Genomic DNA, 19698 nt, shown 5'->3' with positions numbered 1-19698 from the left:
CTACTAACTATACCATAAATAATAAATTTTCATAGAGAAAAATTTTTCTAACTATCTTTTATCCACCGTTGAATGAAATATCTATGAAATAAGAAATAAGTGGTAAACTAGTTGTATGATTACAAAAAGGAGACCATTTATGACCGATTACAAAATCTTATTTTTAGATATCGATGGAACACTAGTTACACCAGAGGACACGATTGAAGAATCAACCAAAGAGGCTGTTTCTCAAATTCAGGAAAAAGGAATAGAAATTTTTCTAGCAACTGGTCGTCCGCTTCACGAAATTGCTGACCTTGCGAAGGAATTGAATATTAACTCTTTTATTGGCTATAACGGAGCATACGCAATATATCAAGGACAAGATATCTTTCAAGAACCGATGAACAGCGAAACTGTGAGACATTTTCTAGACATTGCCGCAGCAAACCAGCATCAGGCAGTTCTGTATACGCATGAAAAGAACTACTATACAGATTTAAACTCACAAATGATGAATGAATTTATAAAAAAATTCCATTTACATAAGAATGAAATCTATTCTCCTTCTATTAACAGCAGTGTATTGGGGATGACATTGGTCAATCTCCAAGAAAATGAAGCATCTCTTTATAACAGTGAGGAAGGAATCCATTTATCCCAAGTCAATGTAGAGGGCATGAGGCATTGCTATGATGTGATTAGAGACAAAGTGAACAAAGGCTATGGGGTTCAAATGGTTTTAAAGCGTCTCGGCTTGAATAAAGAAAGTTCTATTGCATTTGGTGATGGAATGAATGATAAAGAAATGCTTCAGAATGTAGGAGAGAGTTTTGCTATGGGGAATGGTCATCCGGAGCTTTTTCAATATGCGAAACACAAAACCACAGATGTGACCAACTCTGGTATATATAATGGGTTAAAAAAGCTTAAACTAGTAAAATAAATATGAAGAATAATTTCAAATCAAAAGAGGTTGACTCAAAACAAAGGAGTCAACCTCTTTTCCCATTTTGAATTACAATTTCGTAAAAATGATTCCAATTAATGCTGAAACTACACCTATGAGCTGATATCTTTTTAATTTTTCTTTATAAATGAAATAGCCTGAAAAGACAACTACTAAGCAATTTAAACTCACAATAGGGAATACAATACTGGCCGTCCCCGTTCTTAATGCAAAAAAATAACTACTGTAGCCTAAAATGCTTATTAGGCCAACGAGTGCACCCACATTTACTACTAGACCATTCCATTTTTCCTTCATTGTAAAACTACTTATTGCTAAATATATACTTCCCCCACCATACATAGCGATTAAGGTTTCTAACGAATGAATATGCAAATAAGAAGTCGTCTTCATTAAGATTCCAAGTAAACCAAAAGATAATATGGCTAGCCCAACTCGCAATATCCATGACAGATAATTTATATTTCTATTCTTATCAGATGAATACTGGATAATCATAGCAGACGCAAGCATAATAATTATTCCTATCCACTGGATTACAGTAATATGTTCATGAAAAATAAATCCAGCACATAGTATCGGAAAAATGGCATTAATACCAATTAAGGGAGAAGTTAAACTTGCTGGTCCCCTTTCAAATGCTTTTGACATTTGGATATTTCCGTTAGCATTTAATATCCCTATCAGAGAACCAAGTAATAAAGTTATTAGATTCATATGTACAGCGTCATGAACCATTCCAAAACCAAGTGTTAATATAAATGCTACAAAATAGAAAAAGAATTGAATATGCACTTTTGACAGTCCACGTCCAGTACTCCACTTAAAAATAGTATTATTAACTCCGAAGCTAACCATTGTCACAAATGCAGCTGCAATCCACATGTAGATCCTTCTCTCTTCCATCATTTCAACTCCCATATTAAACCTCTTTTTTTCTTTGCTCAACCACTTTTTTAGAATTTTTACAACAAAGCGCACCTTTTGCAAAAATATGTTGGTTTTCCAAGTTTTCAGTCTTGTTTTGATAGCTTTTGTCAGGTAGCAGGAAAATTGGATGCCTAATGGTGAATAGTTAATCTATCAAGAAATATTTCCTAGAAACAAAAAGAAAGGAAAGATTTTAATGAAAACTTATACCCTAAAAGAAGTGTCCAAAAAGATAAATGTTGCGCCTGGAATCTTACGCCAATGGGAAAAGGAGTTTGAAGATTTATTAGAAATTCCCCGTTCAAAACAAGGTGCAAGAATTTACACTGAGGTAGAAATTGATTTCCTACTAGAAATAAAACAAATGGCTTCAAAAAAATTAAGCAAAGTTTTAATCCGTGAACAATTACTAAAAGGATCGGAAGCTGAAATGGAGACAATTACAGCCGAGGTACCGCTAAGTGAAAAACAAGTAGAGCAAACACAAGAATTTGAACCTGAAAGTGAGACTATTGTAAGTGAAGTACCATTAGAAGTAATTGCTGATTCCCTAACACCTGTAGCTGTCCATGATGATGTTTTTAATAATACAGAACTATTTTTTGAAGCTATGGAGACTTATAAGAAAAATTTCTTAAATGAGGTAAAAGAAGAAATCAGGAATGTAGTTCGGAAGGAAGTCGTTGAAGAAGTAAAAAAAGAGATATATAAAGGAACATATCATACGGTTAAATCCATATCTGACTCTATTTATAAATCCTCAGCAACGACAAAAGCTGATATACAAGAATTATCGGAGTCACTTGAAAGAACATCAGAGAATACCTCCCAATCATTACAATACCTTTCCAAAAGCATTGCTAACGTTTCAATAGATACTTCAGAAGAAATTTTTACACTTTCAAAGCAATTATCTGAGACGACCGAGGAATTAGCGCATTACGTTGATGTAACGAATACCGAAATCTCAAGTCTCACTGAAGCTATAACAAAAGACCGGGATTTTTTCATTGAGGAGCGCAATCAATACCGTCATGAAGTTACGCAAAGAGAATTAGCTTTCCAACAAATGCTGACAGGTTTCAGAGATGTAGCTGCTGCTAAAGAAAAGAAATGGTGGAAATTTTGGGCTAATTAAGGAACATTCATTAAATGTTAAAGCTCCTTTTATTCATAATCATTTTACTTAGCCTATCGTCACTCGTGGTTTGGGATTATTTAATTAATAGGAGGTTTTGACATGAATACAAGTGAAGTAGCAAAATCATTAGGGGTATCCTCTAGTACTATTCAAAGGTGGGTGAAACAGCTCGAGCTTCCGATGGAAAAAAATGATCGGGGACATTATCATTTTTCTAACGAAGATATTAACCTACTAAAAAAAATTCATGAAGAACTTCAAACTGGTACTCTCTTGCATGATATTACTCCGGTACGAACAAAGAAGAGTGCTCGAAAAGGAGCTGTGAAAGCAGTTGAGAATGAGGAGGCCCTTGAAAAAGTGTGGAAGAAGGTAAACGAATTAGAACTTGGCATAAATTCTAAGGCAGATTCTGTTGCCTCCTATCAACTTTTACAACATCGCAGCGATATTGAGGAATTACAGAGTCAGGTAAATGAATTAACTAGTCAACTTAGACTACTTCAAGAGCAATTGGCTGAACAGAGAAACCAATCCAAAAAGGAAAAAACAATGGTTATTGATTCGTCTAAAGAGAGAAGAAAAAGAAAAAATATGATTGGTTCCCTTTTTGGCTTCTGATCAATTCAATAGAAATGAGGCTGAACTCTTTACTTTTGAGTCAGCCTCATTTCTATTTATCCCCCCCTGTTACTAAGGGGAAATTCAAGTTCAACCAATGGTCGCGTATATTTCTTTATTAAAAAACTTCCTAGTATTAAACAAATAATCAGTGAGATGAAGATGAGAAGAAAATAATTACCAATGATAGGATCTAGAACTTCTTCAGGAATAATGGATTGTATGGATTTAATGATAAATCCATGAAATAAATAAACATAGATTGTTCTTTCACCTATTTTCGTTACTTTGAATTGGCCAGATGGAATTAACATCATAAATCCGAAAATAACAATAAATGTAAGTATATATTGGATACCTCTAATTAATCCATCTGAAATCTCTTTTCCACCCATGTTCGCATAGGAAGTATCTCCTAACAGCCATGGGACAGCATCTTTCGGAAAAGCAACTCCAAAGTATATAAGAGTTCCAGCAATTATTATTAAGCCAATTGGAAGAGAATACCTGGTTCGAATAAGGCGTCTAAGCTGATTTTCTTTAAGTAAATATCCTAATAAGAAATATGGGAAAAATACAAATGTTCTTGATAAGCTTAAAAAACTTCCGGCTTGGTCCACATAACCTATACAAATACCTATTACAATGGCTAAAGCAAATCCTATCCATTTTAATTTCGCAAATAGATATAACAGTAAAATCCAGAAAAACAAACTTAACAAAAACCATAGCGACCAATGGGGATGTAAAAAATCAAAAGATAACCTTTCTTCTTGGCCATTAAAGTAATAATAAATGGAATAAATAATTTGGAAAATAAAGTAAGGTATTAATATTTTTTTTACTGATTTGGATAAATAGCCTTTCTTTTTAAAACCTTTTGCAAAATACCCTGATATCATGATAAAAGCTGGCATATGGAAAAGAAATATGACTGTATATAAAGTAAATAGAAAACCATCCTGTTCCTTTAAAGGACTAATGAGATGTCCAAAAACAACGAGAAATATTAAAATAAATTTTGCATTATCAAAATATTTACTCCTTTTTGAAGTAGAAGCCATTTTATCACCCCGTTGTGTATAGTTGACCCTAAAGGTATACAAAAAATTTATTACCCACTAAACGTAGACCTTCATTTATTAAGCATAACGGTCTAATTATTATACTACCCTTCTAAGATTACAGAATTGTGTTGTTCAATTTACATTTTGTTGCACACCAATTACAATTCTGAAATAATAATTCGAAATACCTACGATAAATTTACCAATATTAAAGAGAGCTTAGTAAACTAAGCTCTCTTCCTCAATGTTCAATAACATCCATTATTCTGCTGCTTATTATCTCATCGTAATTTTCCTTAATCTCTTCAAGTGATTCCCCAAGAACGTTCGAAAGAAATTTAAGAAATTCATGATCTGGACGAAGCCAGCATGAATTTTTTCGTTTAAGAAACCTTTCTGCTTCCGTAAATGTGTTAAAACTTCCCTCCAATTTCTTTCCATTATGTAAAATGCTAAAATCGTTATCCTCTTTTGATAAAACATAAAAATTTTCGCCCTGTTGGTTTTGATAACTTGTAACGGATGTTGAATTTTTCACATTGTATTCATTTCGATCTGAATCTGGTTTAAGTGGCATGAATTCAAAAATGTTCTCAATAAATAATTTAAAGGCCTCTCTTGTCATTTCTGAACCAGATGCTTTAGGGTGACCTCCTCCCCCATATCTCTTTGCAAATTCTGCCACATTGACCTCATCATGAATGGTTCGGAAGCCCATTTTCTTACCACTCACATTTAATAGGACAATCATATCCAAATGGGGATAAAGATTGTTTAAGGCATTCCCGAGCTCTGACAAATACTGCTCCGCATGGACAACTCCTACGCAGTAATCATCAACAAAGGTCTGAACCATTTGCCTGCTTTTAGAATGAATATATCGACTAATTTTCTGTTCTTCAATATCAAGAAGCAAATTTTCAGTCTCATTTAACATAAATGATTCTTTATTTTCAGTTAACCTTTTTAGCATTTCTTCTTCGAACTTTTCCCGATTCAAAATATAAAACAAATCATTTAACCGTTTTGCTGTTACATTATTGTTTTGATCCCATTCCCAAGTATCATACTGTCGAACTAATTCAATAAACTCCTCTAAAGCATTATTTCGCTCTATTTTTTGATTCTCAATTAAGTAATCATAAAACAAAGATGTTGCACAAGTTAGATTTCCTGTTTCATATTCTGTTTTTACAAAACCCCATTTATATTGGTTAAAATGCATCGCTGTTACATGGTGATCAATCATTTGAACTTGTTTCCCCTGCTGATAACGTTCTTCAAGTTTCTTCTCGATAAGTTGATTTACTGCTAAATCGGTAATATAGATTTCTTCCTTAGCATTCTCTGGATTTGTGATTACTGACTCAACTCTTTGATTGAGATTTCGATATGAACAATAATATACATTGACCTTATCCCCAAAAGCCATTTTTGCAATTAGTCCACACCCAAGTCCGTCTAAATCGATATCTGTAAAAAGCTTGACCATATATACACCTTCCCATCTCTATCCATAACTTTTAGTAGTTTGTTACCTTAAGATTACTATTATCCAAATAAAATTACAAAGTATAAAACCTACTTATATGACCAGGTGATAGTAATCACAGACATGAATAAATTCGAATGTTATGATTCAGGAGAAGTAACTAAACATTGAAATGAGGTAATGAATTGAATTTTCCACAATTAAAAATTGGACATATGATGCCAAAGGTTCCGATTCTACAGGGTGGCATGGGCGTAGGTATCTCACTAAGCAAGTTAGCTTCGGCTGTCGCAAACGCAGGAGGAATTGGGATAATATCTGGTACTGGAATAACCGTAGATGAGATGCGAACACATATCCGTAAAGCCAAGGAACGTATTAAGGGTGCAGGGTACATTGGTGTAAATGTCCTTTTTGCCATGAATGACTTTGCTGAAAAAATGAAAGCCGCTTTAGAAGAGAAGGTTGATTTTATTATTTCCGGCGCAGGAATCTCTAGAGATATGTATTCTTGGGGAAAACAAGCTGGAATACCTGTTATTTCCATTGTCTCTTCCGCAAAACTAGCAAAAATTTCCGAACGTCTCGGAGCAGCGGCCGTGGTCGTAGAAGGTTTTGAGGCTGGGGGACATCTTGGAACAGATCGCCCAATGTTCGAAATCCTACCAGAAATTGTTGATGCAGTATCCATACCTGTTATCGCAGCTGGAGGAATCTTGAATGGATATGATATTGCAAAAGCACTGTCCATGGGAGCGTCTGGAGTACAAATGGGAACGAGGTTCGTAGCGAGTGAGGAATGTGATGCTCCATTAGCATTTAAGGAAAAGTATGTAAACGCAAATAAAGAAGATTTGGTCCTAGTGAAAACCACCGTTGGACTGCAAGGCAGAGCAATAGTTAACAACTTTACTAAATTAATTAGTGGTGCAAATAAATTAAAAATCGCTAAATGCCATGATTGTTTAAAAAATTGCTCTTACCGATTTTGCACATTAGATTCATTACTAACTTCCGTTTCGGGTGATGTTGAAAATGGACTTGTGTTCGCTGGAGCCCGAGTGGATGAGATTAAAGACATCCTTCCGGTCCAAAAAATTATTGACAATCTTACAGAAGAGTATCGTTCCGCAAAAGTGGATTCAATATTACCACTATCATAATAAACGCTCGACCATATCATTTTGATACGGTCGAGCTTTTACTTTAAGTTACGAAATAAAAATCGGGAGTAAAAAACCACATGATGCAAAAAATATTGCAGAAGACACTGAAAGGAGGTAACAATCATGACAAACCGTAACGATAACCGTGAACGTAAAAATAAATATCCAAACAATAAGAAACAAGATACCGAATTCTCTAAAGAAACTAGTATTCGAAGTGAGATGACCAAAAAAGACTTAGGGAAATAATTACGGTAATTAGCTGACTCATAAGACTAGAATTTCATAGCTTTTGGGTCAGCCTCCCGCTTATTTACCTAGTCTATAATAGCCTCTTTTTAATCCAAAGTAACAAAACCAAATAGATTGAAGGAAGAAGAAGATTCCCCAGATTTGCGTAGGGATGATCACCGTTAAACGTGCCAGATTTGCCGCATCCCCTGCACCCTGAGGATGAAGAAAGCTGATATACAGAATTTCAAAAGCACTATTGACCGAGTCAACAAGTAAAATAGATGCTATTAATAATAATGAATGATCTCTTACGTTTTGACTTCCTTTAATGAGTAAAAAAAGAAAACCCACTGCGAATGAACAAAGCCAAAATATCCCATAAGGATTTCGTACCCAAAAAATTAGATTTAAGAAGATAAACCCTAACAAAATATCAATTAAAAGCGTTTGTTTATTTTTACCAATAAATAAAAAAGATAAAAATGCCATAAATGAAGCGAATATATATCCAGCAAGGCTTGTCACGAAACTACCGATCCATGTTGACTGGCTGCTATACGTAACTCCTTCAGAATTCATAAATAAAGAAATACGCTCTACTTTCCCACTGAGTAAAGCAATCATTGCGTGACCCGATTCATGGATGAGGGTATTGATTATTTTTATATAACTTCCAAGAAGCGGGACATGAATCAATAAAAAAGCAAACAATAGAAAAAGAAAAAATTTTATACTCAACTTATCACGTATTATGCCCATTACAATCCCCCTCATCTAAATTATCTATATTAATTTCATTTTAACATTTTCTTGTTATAACAACTAAACTTAAACTCTAACAAATAGAACTAGACCACCCGATTCGACAAAGTAACAACCTTTATGTTATGATTAAGTTGTTAGTTTATTGGGTAAGTAATAATTATTTAGGGGGAATGAACTTGATAGAGTTTAAGAACATCGTAAAAAAATATCGCAACAAAACCATCATTAATCCTTTCTCATTGGATATAGAGGCTGGTCAATTAGTTGTTTTTATTGGGCCGAGTGGCTGTGGGAAAACAACATTGCTTAAAATGATCAATAAATTAATTCAACCAACCTCTGGAAGTATATTTGTCAATGGAACAGACATTTCGAAAATGAATCCAATAGAACTCCGCAGGAATATTGGATATGTCATTCAAAACACCGGGCTATTTCCCCATATGACCATCGAAGAGAACTTAGAATTAATTCCTAAACTTAAAGGAGAAGATCCAGAGGCAATTGAGGAAAAGACAAAGGAATTGCTTTCTTTGGTTGGTTTAGAACCAAATGAATTCTTACACCGTTTCCCAAAAGAGTTAAGTGGTGGTCAACAGCAAAGAGTTGGTGTAGCAAGAGCCTTCTCAACAAACTCCGATATCATTTTAATGGATGAACCCTTCAGCGCACTAGACCCAGTTACAAGAAGCTCTCTACAGGATGAACTTTTCCAAATGCAAAAGGAACTTAATAAAACTATTATCTTTGTTACCCATGACATGGATGAAGCTATTAAAATAGCAGACAAAATCTGTATATTAAAAGATGGTGATATTTTACAATATGATACACCGGAAAATATTCTTAAAAATCCTGCTAATGACTTTGTAGAAGACTTTATTGGAAAAAGAAGGGTTTGGAACAATCCTGAATTATTATTGGCAGAGGATATTATGATTCATCATCCAATTAAAATTAATGCAATGCGAAACGTATTGCAGGCGATTGAGATCATGAAAGAAAATAAAGTGGATAGTTTAATGGTCACTGACAAAAGCAACGTCCTTAAGGGGCTAGTTACATTAAAAAGCATCCAGCTGCTTAATCGGAACACTTCAATCGAACTTGTCATGGAGAAAAAGGTATTATCCGTTTCACAAGATGCCAATTTAATCTCCGTGTTAGCAATGATGAATGAACATAAAATTGGTTATTTACCCGTTGTAAATCATACTAACCAGTTAACTGGTCTAATTACAAGAAGCAGTATATTATCCGCATTAAGCAGCCAACTAATTGATTTGGAGGTGGCATTTTGATGAGTAATTTTTGGAACTATGTAACTTCAAACTATGAACAAATTACCGACTTACTAGGACAACATCTTTATTTAAGCATCATTTCTGTACTCATTGCTATTATTATCGGTATTCCACTTGGAATCTTAATTTCAAATGAACCAAAGCTTTCAAAGCCAATAATTGGAACTACAAATGTTATTCAAGCTGTTCCAAGCTTAGCTTTACTCGGTTTCCTCATACCATTTATTGGGATTGGTAGTAATCCAGCAATTGTAATGGTCGTGTTATATTCTCTCCTCCCTATTGTAAAGAATACGTATACGGGATTAACAAACATTGATGGAGACATTCTGGAAGCCGCCAAAGGCATCGGTCTGACCAAAAGTCAAACGATGAGAAAGGTTCAATTACCACTTGCCTTCCCGATGATTATGGCGGGTATCAGAATTTCAGCAGTTACTGCTGTTGGTTTAATGACGATTGCTGCCTTCGTAGGTGCAGGTGGGCTTGGTTATTTAGTATTCTCAGGAGTACAAACTGTTGATAACAACATGATTTTAGCTGGAGCAATACCGGCATGTATTTTAGCCCTATTGATTGACTTTGTTGTCGGAAAACTTGAAGCTTCACTTTCTTATACTAGCAAGAAAAACACGTCCAAGAATTCAGTTAAAAATGGAAAAAGAGCAAAAAAAGTTATGATTGCCATTGCGTCCTTACTATTGGTAGCTGCTGGCACCTTTAAAGTGTATTCAACAGCAAATGCAGAAGAAAAGATTGTCATTGGTTCAAAAAACTTTAGCGAACAATTAATATTAGGAAATATGCTTGCCGATTTAATCGAAAATAAGACAGATATCCAAGTTGAGAGAAAGCTGAATCTTGGCGGTAGTCAGGTAGCCTTTAGCGCAATTAAAAACGGAGATATTGATTTATATGTGGAATATACCGGAACAGGATTGGTAAATATTTTAAACCAGCCTCCACAAAGTAATCCGGATCAAGTCTATAATTATGTTCAAAAAGAATTTAAGAAAAAGTATGATATAGAATTATTAAAACCGATTGGATTTAATAATACGTATGCTTTGGCAGTGAGACAAGACACAGCTAAACAATATAATTTAAAGACCATTTCCGACCTTGCTAAAGTGAGCAGCGGACTAATCATGGGGCCAACTATAGAATTTCCTAATCGTGAAGATGGGTTAATTGGACTTTCTAAGACGTATAATATGACATTTAAAGATGTTAAAGCAGTAGATGGTGGACTTCGCTATACCGCTCTCAAGAACCATAAGAGTGATGTAATTGATGCGTTTTCTACAGATGGCTTACTTGAAGCCTTCCAATTAATGGTATTAGAAGATGATAAAAATTTCTTCCCACCATATTACGCAGTACCTATTATTAAGGGAGAAACCTTAAAGGAACACCCAGAGCTTAAAAAAGTCTTGAACTCTCTCTCAGGAAAACTTACAGACGAAAAAATGCGTGAGTTGAATTATAAGGTGGACAGTCTCAAACAGTCACCTGCAAAAGTAGCCAAAGAATTCCTGAAAGAAGAAGGTTTACTTAAATAAAATTTCATTCTATCTACGTAGAAGAGACAGTCACTTAGGAGACTGTCTCTTCTTTTTGGTTCAATCGTGTAAAAAATGAAGCACCCTATCATATGTTTGATCATCACCTATAACGAGGAGTATATCCCCCTCCATAATTAATGCGTAGGGCCCTGGTGAAATAATCAATTCACCCTTACGTTTCATACCAATGACAGTTCCACCAGTATTTTGCCAAAACTTTGTCTCCGAAATCGTTTGACCTATATGAGTACAACCCGGAAAAACCTCTACCTCAATAGGGGCTAATGGATTCGTATGACGAAGTTTTCCTGAGTAATCCATAATTTTTCTTAATGTTTCAAATAACTGTTCATCCAGTTTATCTCTTTCATCTATAAGTGTGTTCATTTGTTTCTCAAGATCTTTAATACTCTCTAGATTTGAAAAACGATGAATATATTTATAGGCATTCTCCCTTGATGAGATCACAATCCCACTGCCTTTAGTGGACTGTACAATCTCAACATCCTCTAATATCTTTATCGCTCTCCGCACTGTTTCAGGAGATACTTTGTATTCACTCGCTAACGTGGATCTTCCATGAATTTTTTCTCCTACTTTAAACTTTCCATCATATATTCTATTTGCCAAATCAATTGCAATACGTTCGTATGTTGGTATTTGTGCTTTTTGCATAGAAACCTCCACCTATTCATTCTACACACTTGTTTCTATCGTCTCATTCAATATACCTCTTTATAGATTTGGATGCGAGAATTAAATCAATGATTTCAAATTTATTAATTGGACATAATTGTAAAGAGCGTTTTATTATGAGGTGAACACATGAAACGAAAATTAATCGTAGGGTTAAGTGTGGTTTTTATCATTTTTATGATTTCTCTGGTAGTTTTCTACTTAATAAAAGGAGATTCTTCCAGATGGCAGGTATCTCTTGGGGGCATATTCGTAAGTGCAATTCCACTTCTATTGTTATTTAAAAAACACAATCCCTTTAATGTCCCACTAATATTGGGATATTATCTCTTCATTTTTTGTTCCTTGTTTCTCGGATCGATATCTAGTTTTTATCTTCATTATAAATGGTGGGATTCTACCCTTCACTTCTATAAAGGGCTGTATGTTGCTCTCGCCGGCATTACTTTGTATAAAATCTGTATCCCTGAAAAGGTACGCGATGAACTCTCAAAATGGATTCTTTTTTTGTTTGTACTTTCACTTGCTGCTTTAGCAAGTGTCATTTGGGAGGTTTATGAATTTTTAGGGGATTTGACGCCTATTACACACACCATGCAGCGAGGAGGAAATACAGATACCATGCTAGATTTACTCTGTGGATTGGTAGGCGGACTTTTAGTTGCTATTTATTCCTTAACACGAAAACAAAATATATAGTGCGAGGTGATAAAAATGAATCGGAAGCTTGTTATCCTTCTAAGTTTGATTTATGTACTCTTTATGGCAGCATTAGCTGTTTACTATTTCACTCATAATGTGAGCTTTAAAGGAACAGTAGCAATTGGTGGAATTATTTGTGGTGCAGTCCCGTTATTGTTAGCCTTATTCACCAAACTTCAATTCAATTTACCTATTGTTATCTCTTATTTAGTATTTTTAGTTGGCTCCCAATATTTTGGCTCAATCCTCGGCTGGTACGGGCTAGGCTGGTGGGATACATTTATGCACTTTGTCAGTGGAGCCATTCTTGCTTTTTCAGGAATTGCCTTATACGAACGATTAATCCATAGAAATGCAGGAGATGAGATATCCCCTTGGTTTGTTTTTTTATTTACTTTATCTTTTGCAGCACTCGGGGGAGTTTTATGGGAAGTATATGAATTTAGCTCCGATCAATTTTTCAATATGACCCTACAGGGTGGAGGTAACAAAGACACCATGACTGATTTGATTGCAGATACTATTGGTGGTCTTGTAATAGCGGCCGTGGCGGGAATCAGAACTCGAGCGAAGTTAAAGAAGAAAACATGAAGGCTGACTCAAGAAAAGAGTCAGCCTCTATTTTTATTTCCATTATACTGTCACAGGAACAAAAAACTCTTCATAAAGTGCTTGAACTGCTCGTTTCTCATCCACCTCCTTCACTCCAAACATCATGCTAACCTCTGATGATCCTTGATTAATCATTTCGATATTAACACTATACCTTGCTAATGCCTTAGATGCTCTCGCCATCGTACCGACATTATGACGCATCCCCTCACCGACAACCATAATGAGTGCTAAGCTATGTTCAACTTTCACCTCGTCAGCCTGCAATTCTGTCTTAATACGATGGATAATCTTTTCTTCTAGGCTAGCATTTAGTTGATTCTCTCTCATAATAACTGATATATCATCTATCCCCGAAGGTGTGTGTTCGTAAGAAAGACCAAAGTCCTCTAATACACCCAATAGCTTCCGCCCAAAGCCAATTTCTCTGTTCATTAAATACTTGCTTACGTAAATGCTGCAGAATCCTTTGTCACTGGCTATCCCAATTACCGGACCATTTGTGTTGTGCCGCTCATTAACAATCCTTGTACCAGGAGCTGCTGGATTATTAGTATTTTTTATCTGAACAGGTATTTCAGCGCGAAAGGCCGGTACTAGTGCTTCATCATGCAATACGGTAAAACCTGCATATGAAAGTTCTCTCATTTCACGGTAGGTTAATTCCTTAATTTCTCTTGGATTACTCACAATATTGGGGTTTACGGAATAGACCGCATCCACATCAGTAAAATTTTCATAAAGGTCGGCTTTTACTGCATTTGCTAGGATAGATCCTGTAATATCGGATCCACTTCGAGAAAATGTGAACACTTCCCCCTCCTTGCTGTAACCAAAAAAACCTGGAAAGATCAATACCCCAGACCGATACTTGAGTAAGTGCAAATTTTCATAAGACTCTGGTAATACTTGAGCATTTCCTGGTTCATCACTGACGAGGAGCCCAGCCTCAAGAGGGTCAATATAATGGGCTTCAAGACCCTTTTTCCGAAAATAAGCGGCTGTTAGTTTAGCTTGGTTATCTTCTCCACTTGCTTTTACCCGGTCCATAAACCGATCAGGTTTTTCTTTGTCGGATTGTAGTCTTTTCATTAAATCATCACGAATCTCTTCAATAACAGTATGCGATAGGGAAAGTTCCTCAGCAATAAAAGCATAACGCTCAATCACTGCATCCACCTTTTCCTTAATGGTATGGTTCTGTATAGCTGCCTCAGCACACTTTATCAATAAGTCTGTTACCTTTTCATCGTTTGTAAATCTTTTTCCAGGTGCAGAAACAACTACAATTTTTCGCTCAAGGTCTGATATTACAATTTGGTATACCTTCTCCATTTGTTTTCCAGAAGCCAATGAGGAACCTCCAAACTTAACTACTTTCATGTTACATCTCCCTATCCTCTGAAAATATTATCTTAATTTTATTCCAATTCTGAAAATAATCAAGTATTTTTTTCCTTTCTATACGTACATTTGTCCACTCTGGACAAACAAACAAAAAAAACAGTGAGAATAGCAAACTAACCTAGTCTCACTGTTTTTTATTATATTAATTGTCTAGCGAACCATTTCAATAAAATGGGAGAGGATTCTGGCAGTTAGCCCCCAAATCACTTTATCATGATAAAGATAAAAATATTCTTCTAGGTCTCTTGTCCGCCAATTATAGTTCTCTCCACCCGCTATTAGCTCATAAGGAAAATTCTCTTCAGGCTCTGCTTTAAAGTTAATGTGGTAAATAGATGGAGAATGATGAATAAAAAAAGAAATTGGGACTGTAAAGACCTCCCCTACTTCTGACGGATTTGGGTGAATGTTTTCAGGATTAGTAATTAATCCGACAAACGGATAAACAATCATTCCAAAAGGGGAGATCATATAATCTAGCGGAAAAATGTTTGTGATTTCTGAACGACTAATTCCTAGTTCTTCAACCGTCTCTCGAAGGGCTGCCCCCTTTTCATCAATATCCTGTAAATCAATCCTTCCTCCTGGAAAACATATTTCCCCTGGCTGCCTTCTTAATTCAAGCGACCGCACTTCAAATAACACATGAATTTCATCTTCTTTTTGTACGAGCGGCAGCATAACAGCATATTTCGAAAACTTCTCACTGCCTAAAATAGTTGGAGTATGACTCTTTAGTTTCTTTATAATTCTTTCAAGCTCCATGAGTTCACCTCTATTCCTTTTGTACTATTTAGATATTTCTACCATACCATTTTTATAAGTATAAGCGCTTTTTATTTACGTATACAGGAAAAAAAATAAGGCCGACTCAAAGGACTCTGAGTCAGCCTCATCATTAATTCTCATTCCAAGTAAACATATAGCCGGGATCTTCTATCTCTTGTGCGGTTTTTACAATCTTAAGAGGATGGAAGGTATCGATCATAACAGCTAGTTCAAGCGTTTCTTTTTTCCCAATACTTGCCTCCGTTTTACCAGGGTGTGGACCATGGGGTATGCCACCTGGATGGAGTGTGATTGAACCCTCTTGGACTCCCTTACGACTCATGAAATTTCCTTCCACATAATAAAGGAGCTCATCACTATTCACATTACTGTGATAATACGGTGCAGGAATGGCTTCAGGATGATAGTCATACAGGCGTGGTACGAAAGAACAAACAACAAAATTATTTCCTTCAAATGTCTGATGTACGGGAGGTGGCTGATGAACCCTACCTGTAATAGGCTCAAAATCGCCTATATTAAACGCCCAAGGATATAAATACCCATCCCAGCCAATTACATCAAGCGGATGATGACCAAGAATATGAGAAGAAATGACCCCTCTTGATTTCGTTAATACCTCAAATTCACCCTTTTTATCATAAGAAACAAGGGTTTCAGGTCCGCGTATGTCACGTTCACAGAACGGGCTATGTTCGAGAAGCTGACCATATTCATTCCGATAACGTCTAGGGGTAGTAATCTGGCTAAAGGACTCCACGAATAACATTTGTGTTTTTTCTTTTTCATTTGGCACTACACGGTAGATAGTTCCAATGGGGACAATTATATAATCCCCTGGTCGATAAGAAATGGTACCAAACATTGTCTCCAACTTCCCGGTACCATGATGAATATACAGCATTTCATCCCCATCACCATTTCGATAGAAGCTTTTCATCGGTTTAGTCACTTTTGCCGTTCCAATTAGTAAGTCCTGATTTCCTAAAAGATAATTTCGAGCAGTTAGACCATCCCCTTGCTTATCCGCCTTACTAGTAAAAAAGTGCCGATGCTTCAAAGACTGCTGTTCTTCATATTCAGGCAAATAAGTACTGATTAGTTCTGACTTTACTATTTCCGTTGGCATGTACTGATGGTAAAGGATAGATTGGGTTCCTGAGAACCCTCTCGTCCCCATTACCTGTTCACGATACAGACTACCATCTTCTTTTTTAAACATCGTATGCCGTTTATGCGGAATTTTTCCCATTTGCCGGTAATACATTATTTCACCTCATTTCCATCCGTAATTTTATTACAAAGGATACCAAGATGTTCAATTTCTAATTCTACTAAGTCACCTGGTAAAAGCCATCTGTGTACCTTTTGACCAAGTTCGAGAATACATCCTGTACCAACTGTTCCTGAACCAATCATTTCTCCAGGGTAAAGTGTAACGCCCGCTGAGGCTCTCTCTATCATCTCTCCAAAAGAATAATGAAGTTCCTTCATATTTCCATTCGAAAGCAAGGTACCATTCACACGCGCCATCATTGGTAGATCATAACCCTTGCCGGCCCTAAACGACTCCAATTCTTCTTTCGAAACAATCCATGGACCAATAGAAGTTGAAAAGTCCTTCCCCTTTGCCGGACCAAGCCCCACCTTCATTTCTTTCCTTTGTAGGTCCCTTGCGCTCCAATCATTTAATATGCAATAACCAAAAATATAGTGATCGGCGTCTTCAGCTCGAATGTTGTTACCTTTTTTCCCAATGATACAGCCAATTTCCAACTCGTAATCTAGCCATTCACATTCATTTGGCATCATGATAGCATCATTTGGACCCTTAATTGCTAGATGATTAGAAAAATAAAAAACAGGGATTTCGTACCATTCCGGAATCATTTCAAGCCCCCTGTTTTCCCTTGCTGTTTTTACATGTTGTTCAAACGCATAAAAATCACGAAAGCTCCTAGGCATGGGAAGAGGTGCTTTTAATCGAATTTCACTTAATGGATACCTTCCTTTTTGTTCACTAGTTACTGGAGCGAGATTCATCACCAATTTCATATTTTCTTCGCTATTATCTAAAAACTCCAGCATGCTTTCAGGCAGTTTGCCATCAGATACCTCGTACATATCCACCACAAAGTCACCATCCAGCCACCCAGATCTAATTGTTTTGTCTGCTTTTTCAAAGGTTACAAATTTCATGGCACTCACCTATTATCTATTTTCGAGTCATATCAAATATTTTTGCCAATGGGTTAGTAAAGGTGTTACCAGCCATTCGGCCTATCGGCTGTAATTTAGATGTATCAATTCTCCCTTTATCATAAAGCTCATCGTTTACATGGACATGTATTACTTTACCAATCACAAGACTGCCTGCACCGGGCTTGTCACCAAAATGCAATACTTGATAGAGTTCACATTCTAAGTGAACGAGTGATTCTTTGATTCGCGGTACTTTTACTTTAATACTTTGTTCCTTTGTTAGATTCACTTCCTCTATTTCATCCACAGAAGAAGCAAACTCAATGGCACAATCGTTCATTTGTGCAGCCATACTTTCACTGACAATATTAATCACAAATTGACCTGTACTTTCAATATTAACTAACGTATCTTTCTTCGCTCCATCCGTTCCCTTCCTCATTGGGGAAAAACAAATGAGCATGGGGTCCGCGCAAATAGCGGTGAAAAAACTGAAGGGTGCTGCATTTGCGATGCCATTTGCATCTATTGTTGATACAAAAGCAATAGGACGTGGCAAAATCGATCCGACTAAAAGTTTATAGGCTTCTTTCCATTCAAGTGTTTCTGGTGAGATTTCCAATTCCCGTCCACCACTCTTTCAAATAACCATATGTTTCACAAGGGAGAACACCTCTCCCTTGCTCTGATCATATTTCACCTAAAAATACATTATATTACTTTCTAGTGTTATAGATTGCCGCGTCGTTCTTGTTCACGCTCTATCGACTCAAATAGTGCCTTGAAGTTTCCTTCCCCGAAGCCTCTGGCTCCTTTACGTTGAATGATTTCAATAAATAATGTAGGGCGATCAACGATTGGCTTTGTAAAGATCTGCAGTAAATATCCCTCATCATCACGGTCTACTAAGATATTTAACTCCCTAAGCTTTTCTATTTCCTCATCAATTTTTCCAATCCGCTCACCTAATGATTCATAATAAGTAGCAGGTGTCTTGAGGAACTCCACACCATTCTTCTTTAAAGTGGTTACTGTTGAAACGATATCTTCAGTTAAAATCGCTAAGTGCTGCACTCCTGGTCCATTATAGAATTCTAGATACTCTTGAATTTGGGATTTCCGCTTCCCCTCTGCAGGTTCATTGATAGGAAACTTAATCCGACCACCATTGTGCATAACCTTTGACATTAGTGCAGAATATTCCGTGGTAATGTCCTTGTCAGAGAAATGCTTCATTTCTTTGAAGCCCATTACTTTTGAATAGTACTCCACCCACTCTTCCATACTTTCAACGTTACCAACCACGTGATCAATACCGATTAATCCTGCATCCTCAATTGGCAATGCAACTGAATATGGTTCAAATCCTGGTAAAAAAGCACCTTGGTAGTTTTTCCGTTCAATTAACGTATGGATGGTGTCACCATATGTACCAAGAACGGCTTTCTTAATTGTCCCTTGACCGTCTTTCATTTCAAATGGGGGAGCTATAGCAATTGCCCCTCTATTTACAGCTTCCTCGAATGCTTTTTCTACATTATCAACCAATAACGCTACGTCTTTCACACCATCACCGTGTTTCTTTACAAACTGTGCAACCCTGTTGTCCTCCTTATAGGTACCAGTAATAACAAGACGAATATTTCGTTGTTTTAAACAATAGGAAACGCTTTCACGATTTCCCGTTTCAAGTCCAGAATAAGCAACTGGTTGAAAACCAAAAGCCGTGCAAAAAAAGTGACAAGCCTGCTTAGCATTTCCAGTGTAGATTTCAATATAATCCACATCTCTTACAGGAAAAAAATCATCTACAAGTTGTTCTGCTGTTAATCTATTTTCTTTCATCGAGAAACCCCCATTAAATAAAGTAATAATATTCAGAATTAATTTTAATTGAAGTTGTCTTGTCCTCTCAAGAGTAGAAAGTAAAGCAATACCGCTTTTGGGCATTAAAGAAATATCTTTTGAATCAGTTATTTCCCTAAGAAAAAACAAAAGAAACTACCTGAATATACAGGTAGTTTGCAACATATACACATTGGAAATATTCCTC

20 protein-coding genes are annotated in these 19698 nt (G+C 36.1%); 9 read left to right on the top strand and 11 right to left on the bottom strand.

Annotated features, from left to right (window positions below):
• The first annotated feature begins 139 nt into the window (after positions 1-139).
• Positions 140-928, top strand: coding sequence for an HAD family hydrolase (locus tag RCG25_RS10650; protein ID WP_308083640.1), 789 nt, complete (start codon positions 140-142; stop codon positions 926-928).
• A gap of 72 nt (positions 929-1000) precedes the next feature.
• On the opposite strand, the gene RCG25_RS10645 is transcribed toward RCG25_RS10650, so the two are convergent.
• Positions 1001-1873: a DMT family transporter gene (locus RCG25_RS10645; RefSeq protein ID WP_308083639.1), complete on the bottom strand. Its 873-nt coding sequence runs from the start codon at positions 1871-1873 to the stop codon at positions 1001-1003.
• A gap of 205 nt (positions 1874-2078) precedes the next feature.
• On the opposite strand from RCG25_RS10645, the gene RCG25_RS10640 reads away from it, so the two are divergent.
• Entirely contained in the window at positions 2079-3020 is a 942-nt protein-coding gene (locus tag RCG25_RS10640; protein WP_308083638.1) for a MerR family transcriptional regulator, read from the top strand.
• Positions 3021-3122: 102 nt separating this feature from the next.
• The gene (locus tag RCG25_RS10635) at positions 3123-3644 is read left to right on the top strand and encodes a MerR family transcriptional regulator (RefSeq protein ID WP_308083637.1); all 522 of its coding nucleotides are present in this window, start codon (positions 3123-3125) and stop codon (positions 3642-3644) included.
• A 56-nt stretch (positions 3645-3700) separates the two neighbouring features.
• On the opposite strand, the gene RCG25_RS10630 is transcribed toward RCG25_RS10635, so the two are convergent.
• Together RCG25_RS10630 and RCG25_RS10625 are read right to left on the bottom strand one after the other, a co-directional pair.
• Positions 3701-4708 carry an acyltransferase family protein gene (locus RCG25_RS10630; protein ID WP_308083636.1) on the bottom strand — a complete coding sequence of 336 codons (1008 nt, stop codon included), beginning with the start codon at positions 4706-4708 and terminating at the stop codon, positions 3701-3703.
• Positions 4709-4952: 244 nt separating this feature from the next.
• A complete protein-coding gene (locus tag RCG25_RS10625; protein ID WP_308083635.1) occupies positions 4953-6203 on the bottom strand; it encodes a DHH family phosphoesterase in 1251 nt (416 codons plus the stop codon).
• A 215-nt stretch (positions 6204-6418) separates the two neighbouring features.
• Here RCG25_RS10625 and RCG25_RS10620 point away from each other — a divergent pair, with 215 nt between their 5' ends.
• Positions 6419-7366 carry an NAD(P)H-dependent flavin oxidoreductase gene (locus RCG25_RS10620; protein ID WP_374121072.1) on the top strand — a complete coding sequence of 316 codons (948 nt, stop codon included), beginning with the start codon at positions 6419-6421 and terminating at the stop codon, positions 7364-7366.
• 126 nt (positions 7367-7492) lie between these two features.
• Positions 7493-7618: a hypothetical protein gene (locus RCG25_RS10615; RefSeq protein WP_308083633.1), complete on the top strand. Its 126-nt coding sequence runs from the start codon at positions 7493-7495 to the stop codon at positions 7616-7618.
• Positions 7619-7678: 60 nt separating this feature from the next.
• Here the strand turns inward: RCG25_RS10615 and RCG25_RS10610 are convergent, their stop codons facing one another.
• Complete coding sequence (locus RCG25_RS10610) at positions 7679-8362, bottom strand: M50 family metallopeptidase (protein WP_308083632.1); 684 nt, start codon at positions 8360-8362, stop codon at positions 7679-7681.
• 182 nt (positions 8363-8544) lie between these two features.
• Between RCG25_RS10610 and RCG25_RS10605 the strand changes: the two genes are divergently transcribed.
• A complete protein-coding gene (locus RCG25_RS10605) occupies positions 8545-9669 on the top strand; it encodes an ABC transporter ATP-binding protein (protein WP_308083631.1) in 1125 nt (374 codons plus the stop codon).
• Positions 9669-11234: an ABC transporter permease/substrate-binding protein gene (locus tag RCG25_RS10600; protein ID WP_308083630.1), complete on the top strand. Its 1566-nt coding sequence runs from the start codon at positions 9669-9671 to the stop codon at positions 11232-11234. Before RCG25_RS10605 ends, RCG25_RS10600 begins: the two co-directional genes overlap by 1 nt.
• Positions 11235-11294: 60 nt before the next feature.
• On the opposite strand, the gene RCG25_RS10595 is transcribed toward RCG25_RS10600, so the two are convergent.
• The gene (locus tag RCG25_RS10595; RefSeq protein ID WP_308083629.1) at positions 11295-11912 is read right to left on the bottom strand and encodes a GntR family transcriptional regulator; all 618 of its coding nucleotides are present in this window, start codon (positions 11910-11912) and stop codon (positions 11295-11297) included.
• A gap of 150 nt (positions 11913-12062) precedes the next feature.
• On the opposite strand from RCG25_RS10595, the gene RCG25_RS10590 reads away from it, so the two are divergent.
• Together RCG25_RS10590 and RCG25_RS10585 are read left to right on the top strand one after the other, a co-directional pair.
• A complete protein-coding gene (locus RCG25_RS10590; protein WP_308083628.1) occupies positions 12063-12632 on the top strand; it encodes a DUF2238 domain-containing protein in 570 nt (189 codons plus the stop codon).
• 15 nt (positions 12633-12647) lie between these two features.
• Positions 12648-13226 (top strand): DUF2238 domain-containing protein, encoded by a 579-nt coding sequence (locus RCG25_RS10585; RefSeq protein WP_308083627.1) that lies wholly within the window; start codon positions 12648-12650, stop codon positions 13224-13226.
• 42 nt (positions 13227-13268) lie between these two features.
• On the opposite strand, the gene RCG25_RS10580 is transcribed toward RCG25_RS10585, so the two are convergent.
• From RCG25_RS10580 to hppD, 6 genes are all read right to left on the bottom strand, one after another.
• On the bottom strand, positions 13269-14630 hold the full coding sequence (locus tag RCG25_RS10580; RefSeq protein ID WP_308083626.1) for an aspartate kinase: 1362 nt from the start codon (positions 14628-14630) through the stop codon (positions 13269-13271).
• A gap of 174 nt (positions 14631-14804) precedes the next feature.
• Positions 14805-15419, bottom strand: a complete 615-nt coding sequence (locus RCG25_RS10575; protein WP_308083625.1) for an NUDIX hydrolase — start codon at positions 15417-15419, stop codon at positions 14805-14807.
• A 133-nt stretch (positions 15420-15552) separates the two neighbouring features.
• A complete protein-coding gene (locus tag RCG25_RS10570; protein ID WP_308083624.1) occupies positions 15553-16710 on the bottom strand; it encodes a homogentisate 1,2-dioxygenase in 1158 nt (385 codons plus the stop codon).
• Positions 16710-17642 (bottom strand): fumarylacetoacetate hydrolase family protein, encoded by a 933-nt coding sequence (locus tag RCG25_RS10565; RefSeq protein WP_308083623.1) that lies wholly within the window; start codon positions 17640-17642, stop codon positions 16710-16712. Before RCG25_RS10565 ends, RCG25_RS10570 begins: the two co-directional genes overlap by 1 nt.
• A 16-nt stretch (positions 17643-17658) precedes the next feature.
• Positions 17659-18267, bottom strand: coding sequence for a flavin reductase family protein (locus RCG25_RS10560; protein ID WP_308083622.1), 609 nt, complete (start codon positions 18265-18267; stop codon positions 17659-17661).
• A gap of 107 nt (positions 18268-18374) precedes the next feature.
• The gene (gene hppD / locus RCG25_RS10555) at positions 18375-19490 is read right to left on the bottom strand and encodes a 4-hydroxyphenylpyruvate dioxygenase (protein WP_308083621.1); all 1116 of its coding nucleotides are present in this window, start codon (positions 19488-19490) and stop codon (positions 18375-18377) included.
• Positions 19491-19698 lie beyond the last annotated feature (208 nt).

Origin of the sequence: Neobacillus sp. PS2-9 (assembly GCF_030915525.1) — a bacterium.
Lineage (GTDB): Bacteria > Bacillota > Bacilli > Bacillales > Cytobacillaceae > Neobacillus.
Note: the sequence above shows the minus strand (reverse complement) of the source record. Positions and strands in the feature narration are given on the sequence as shown.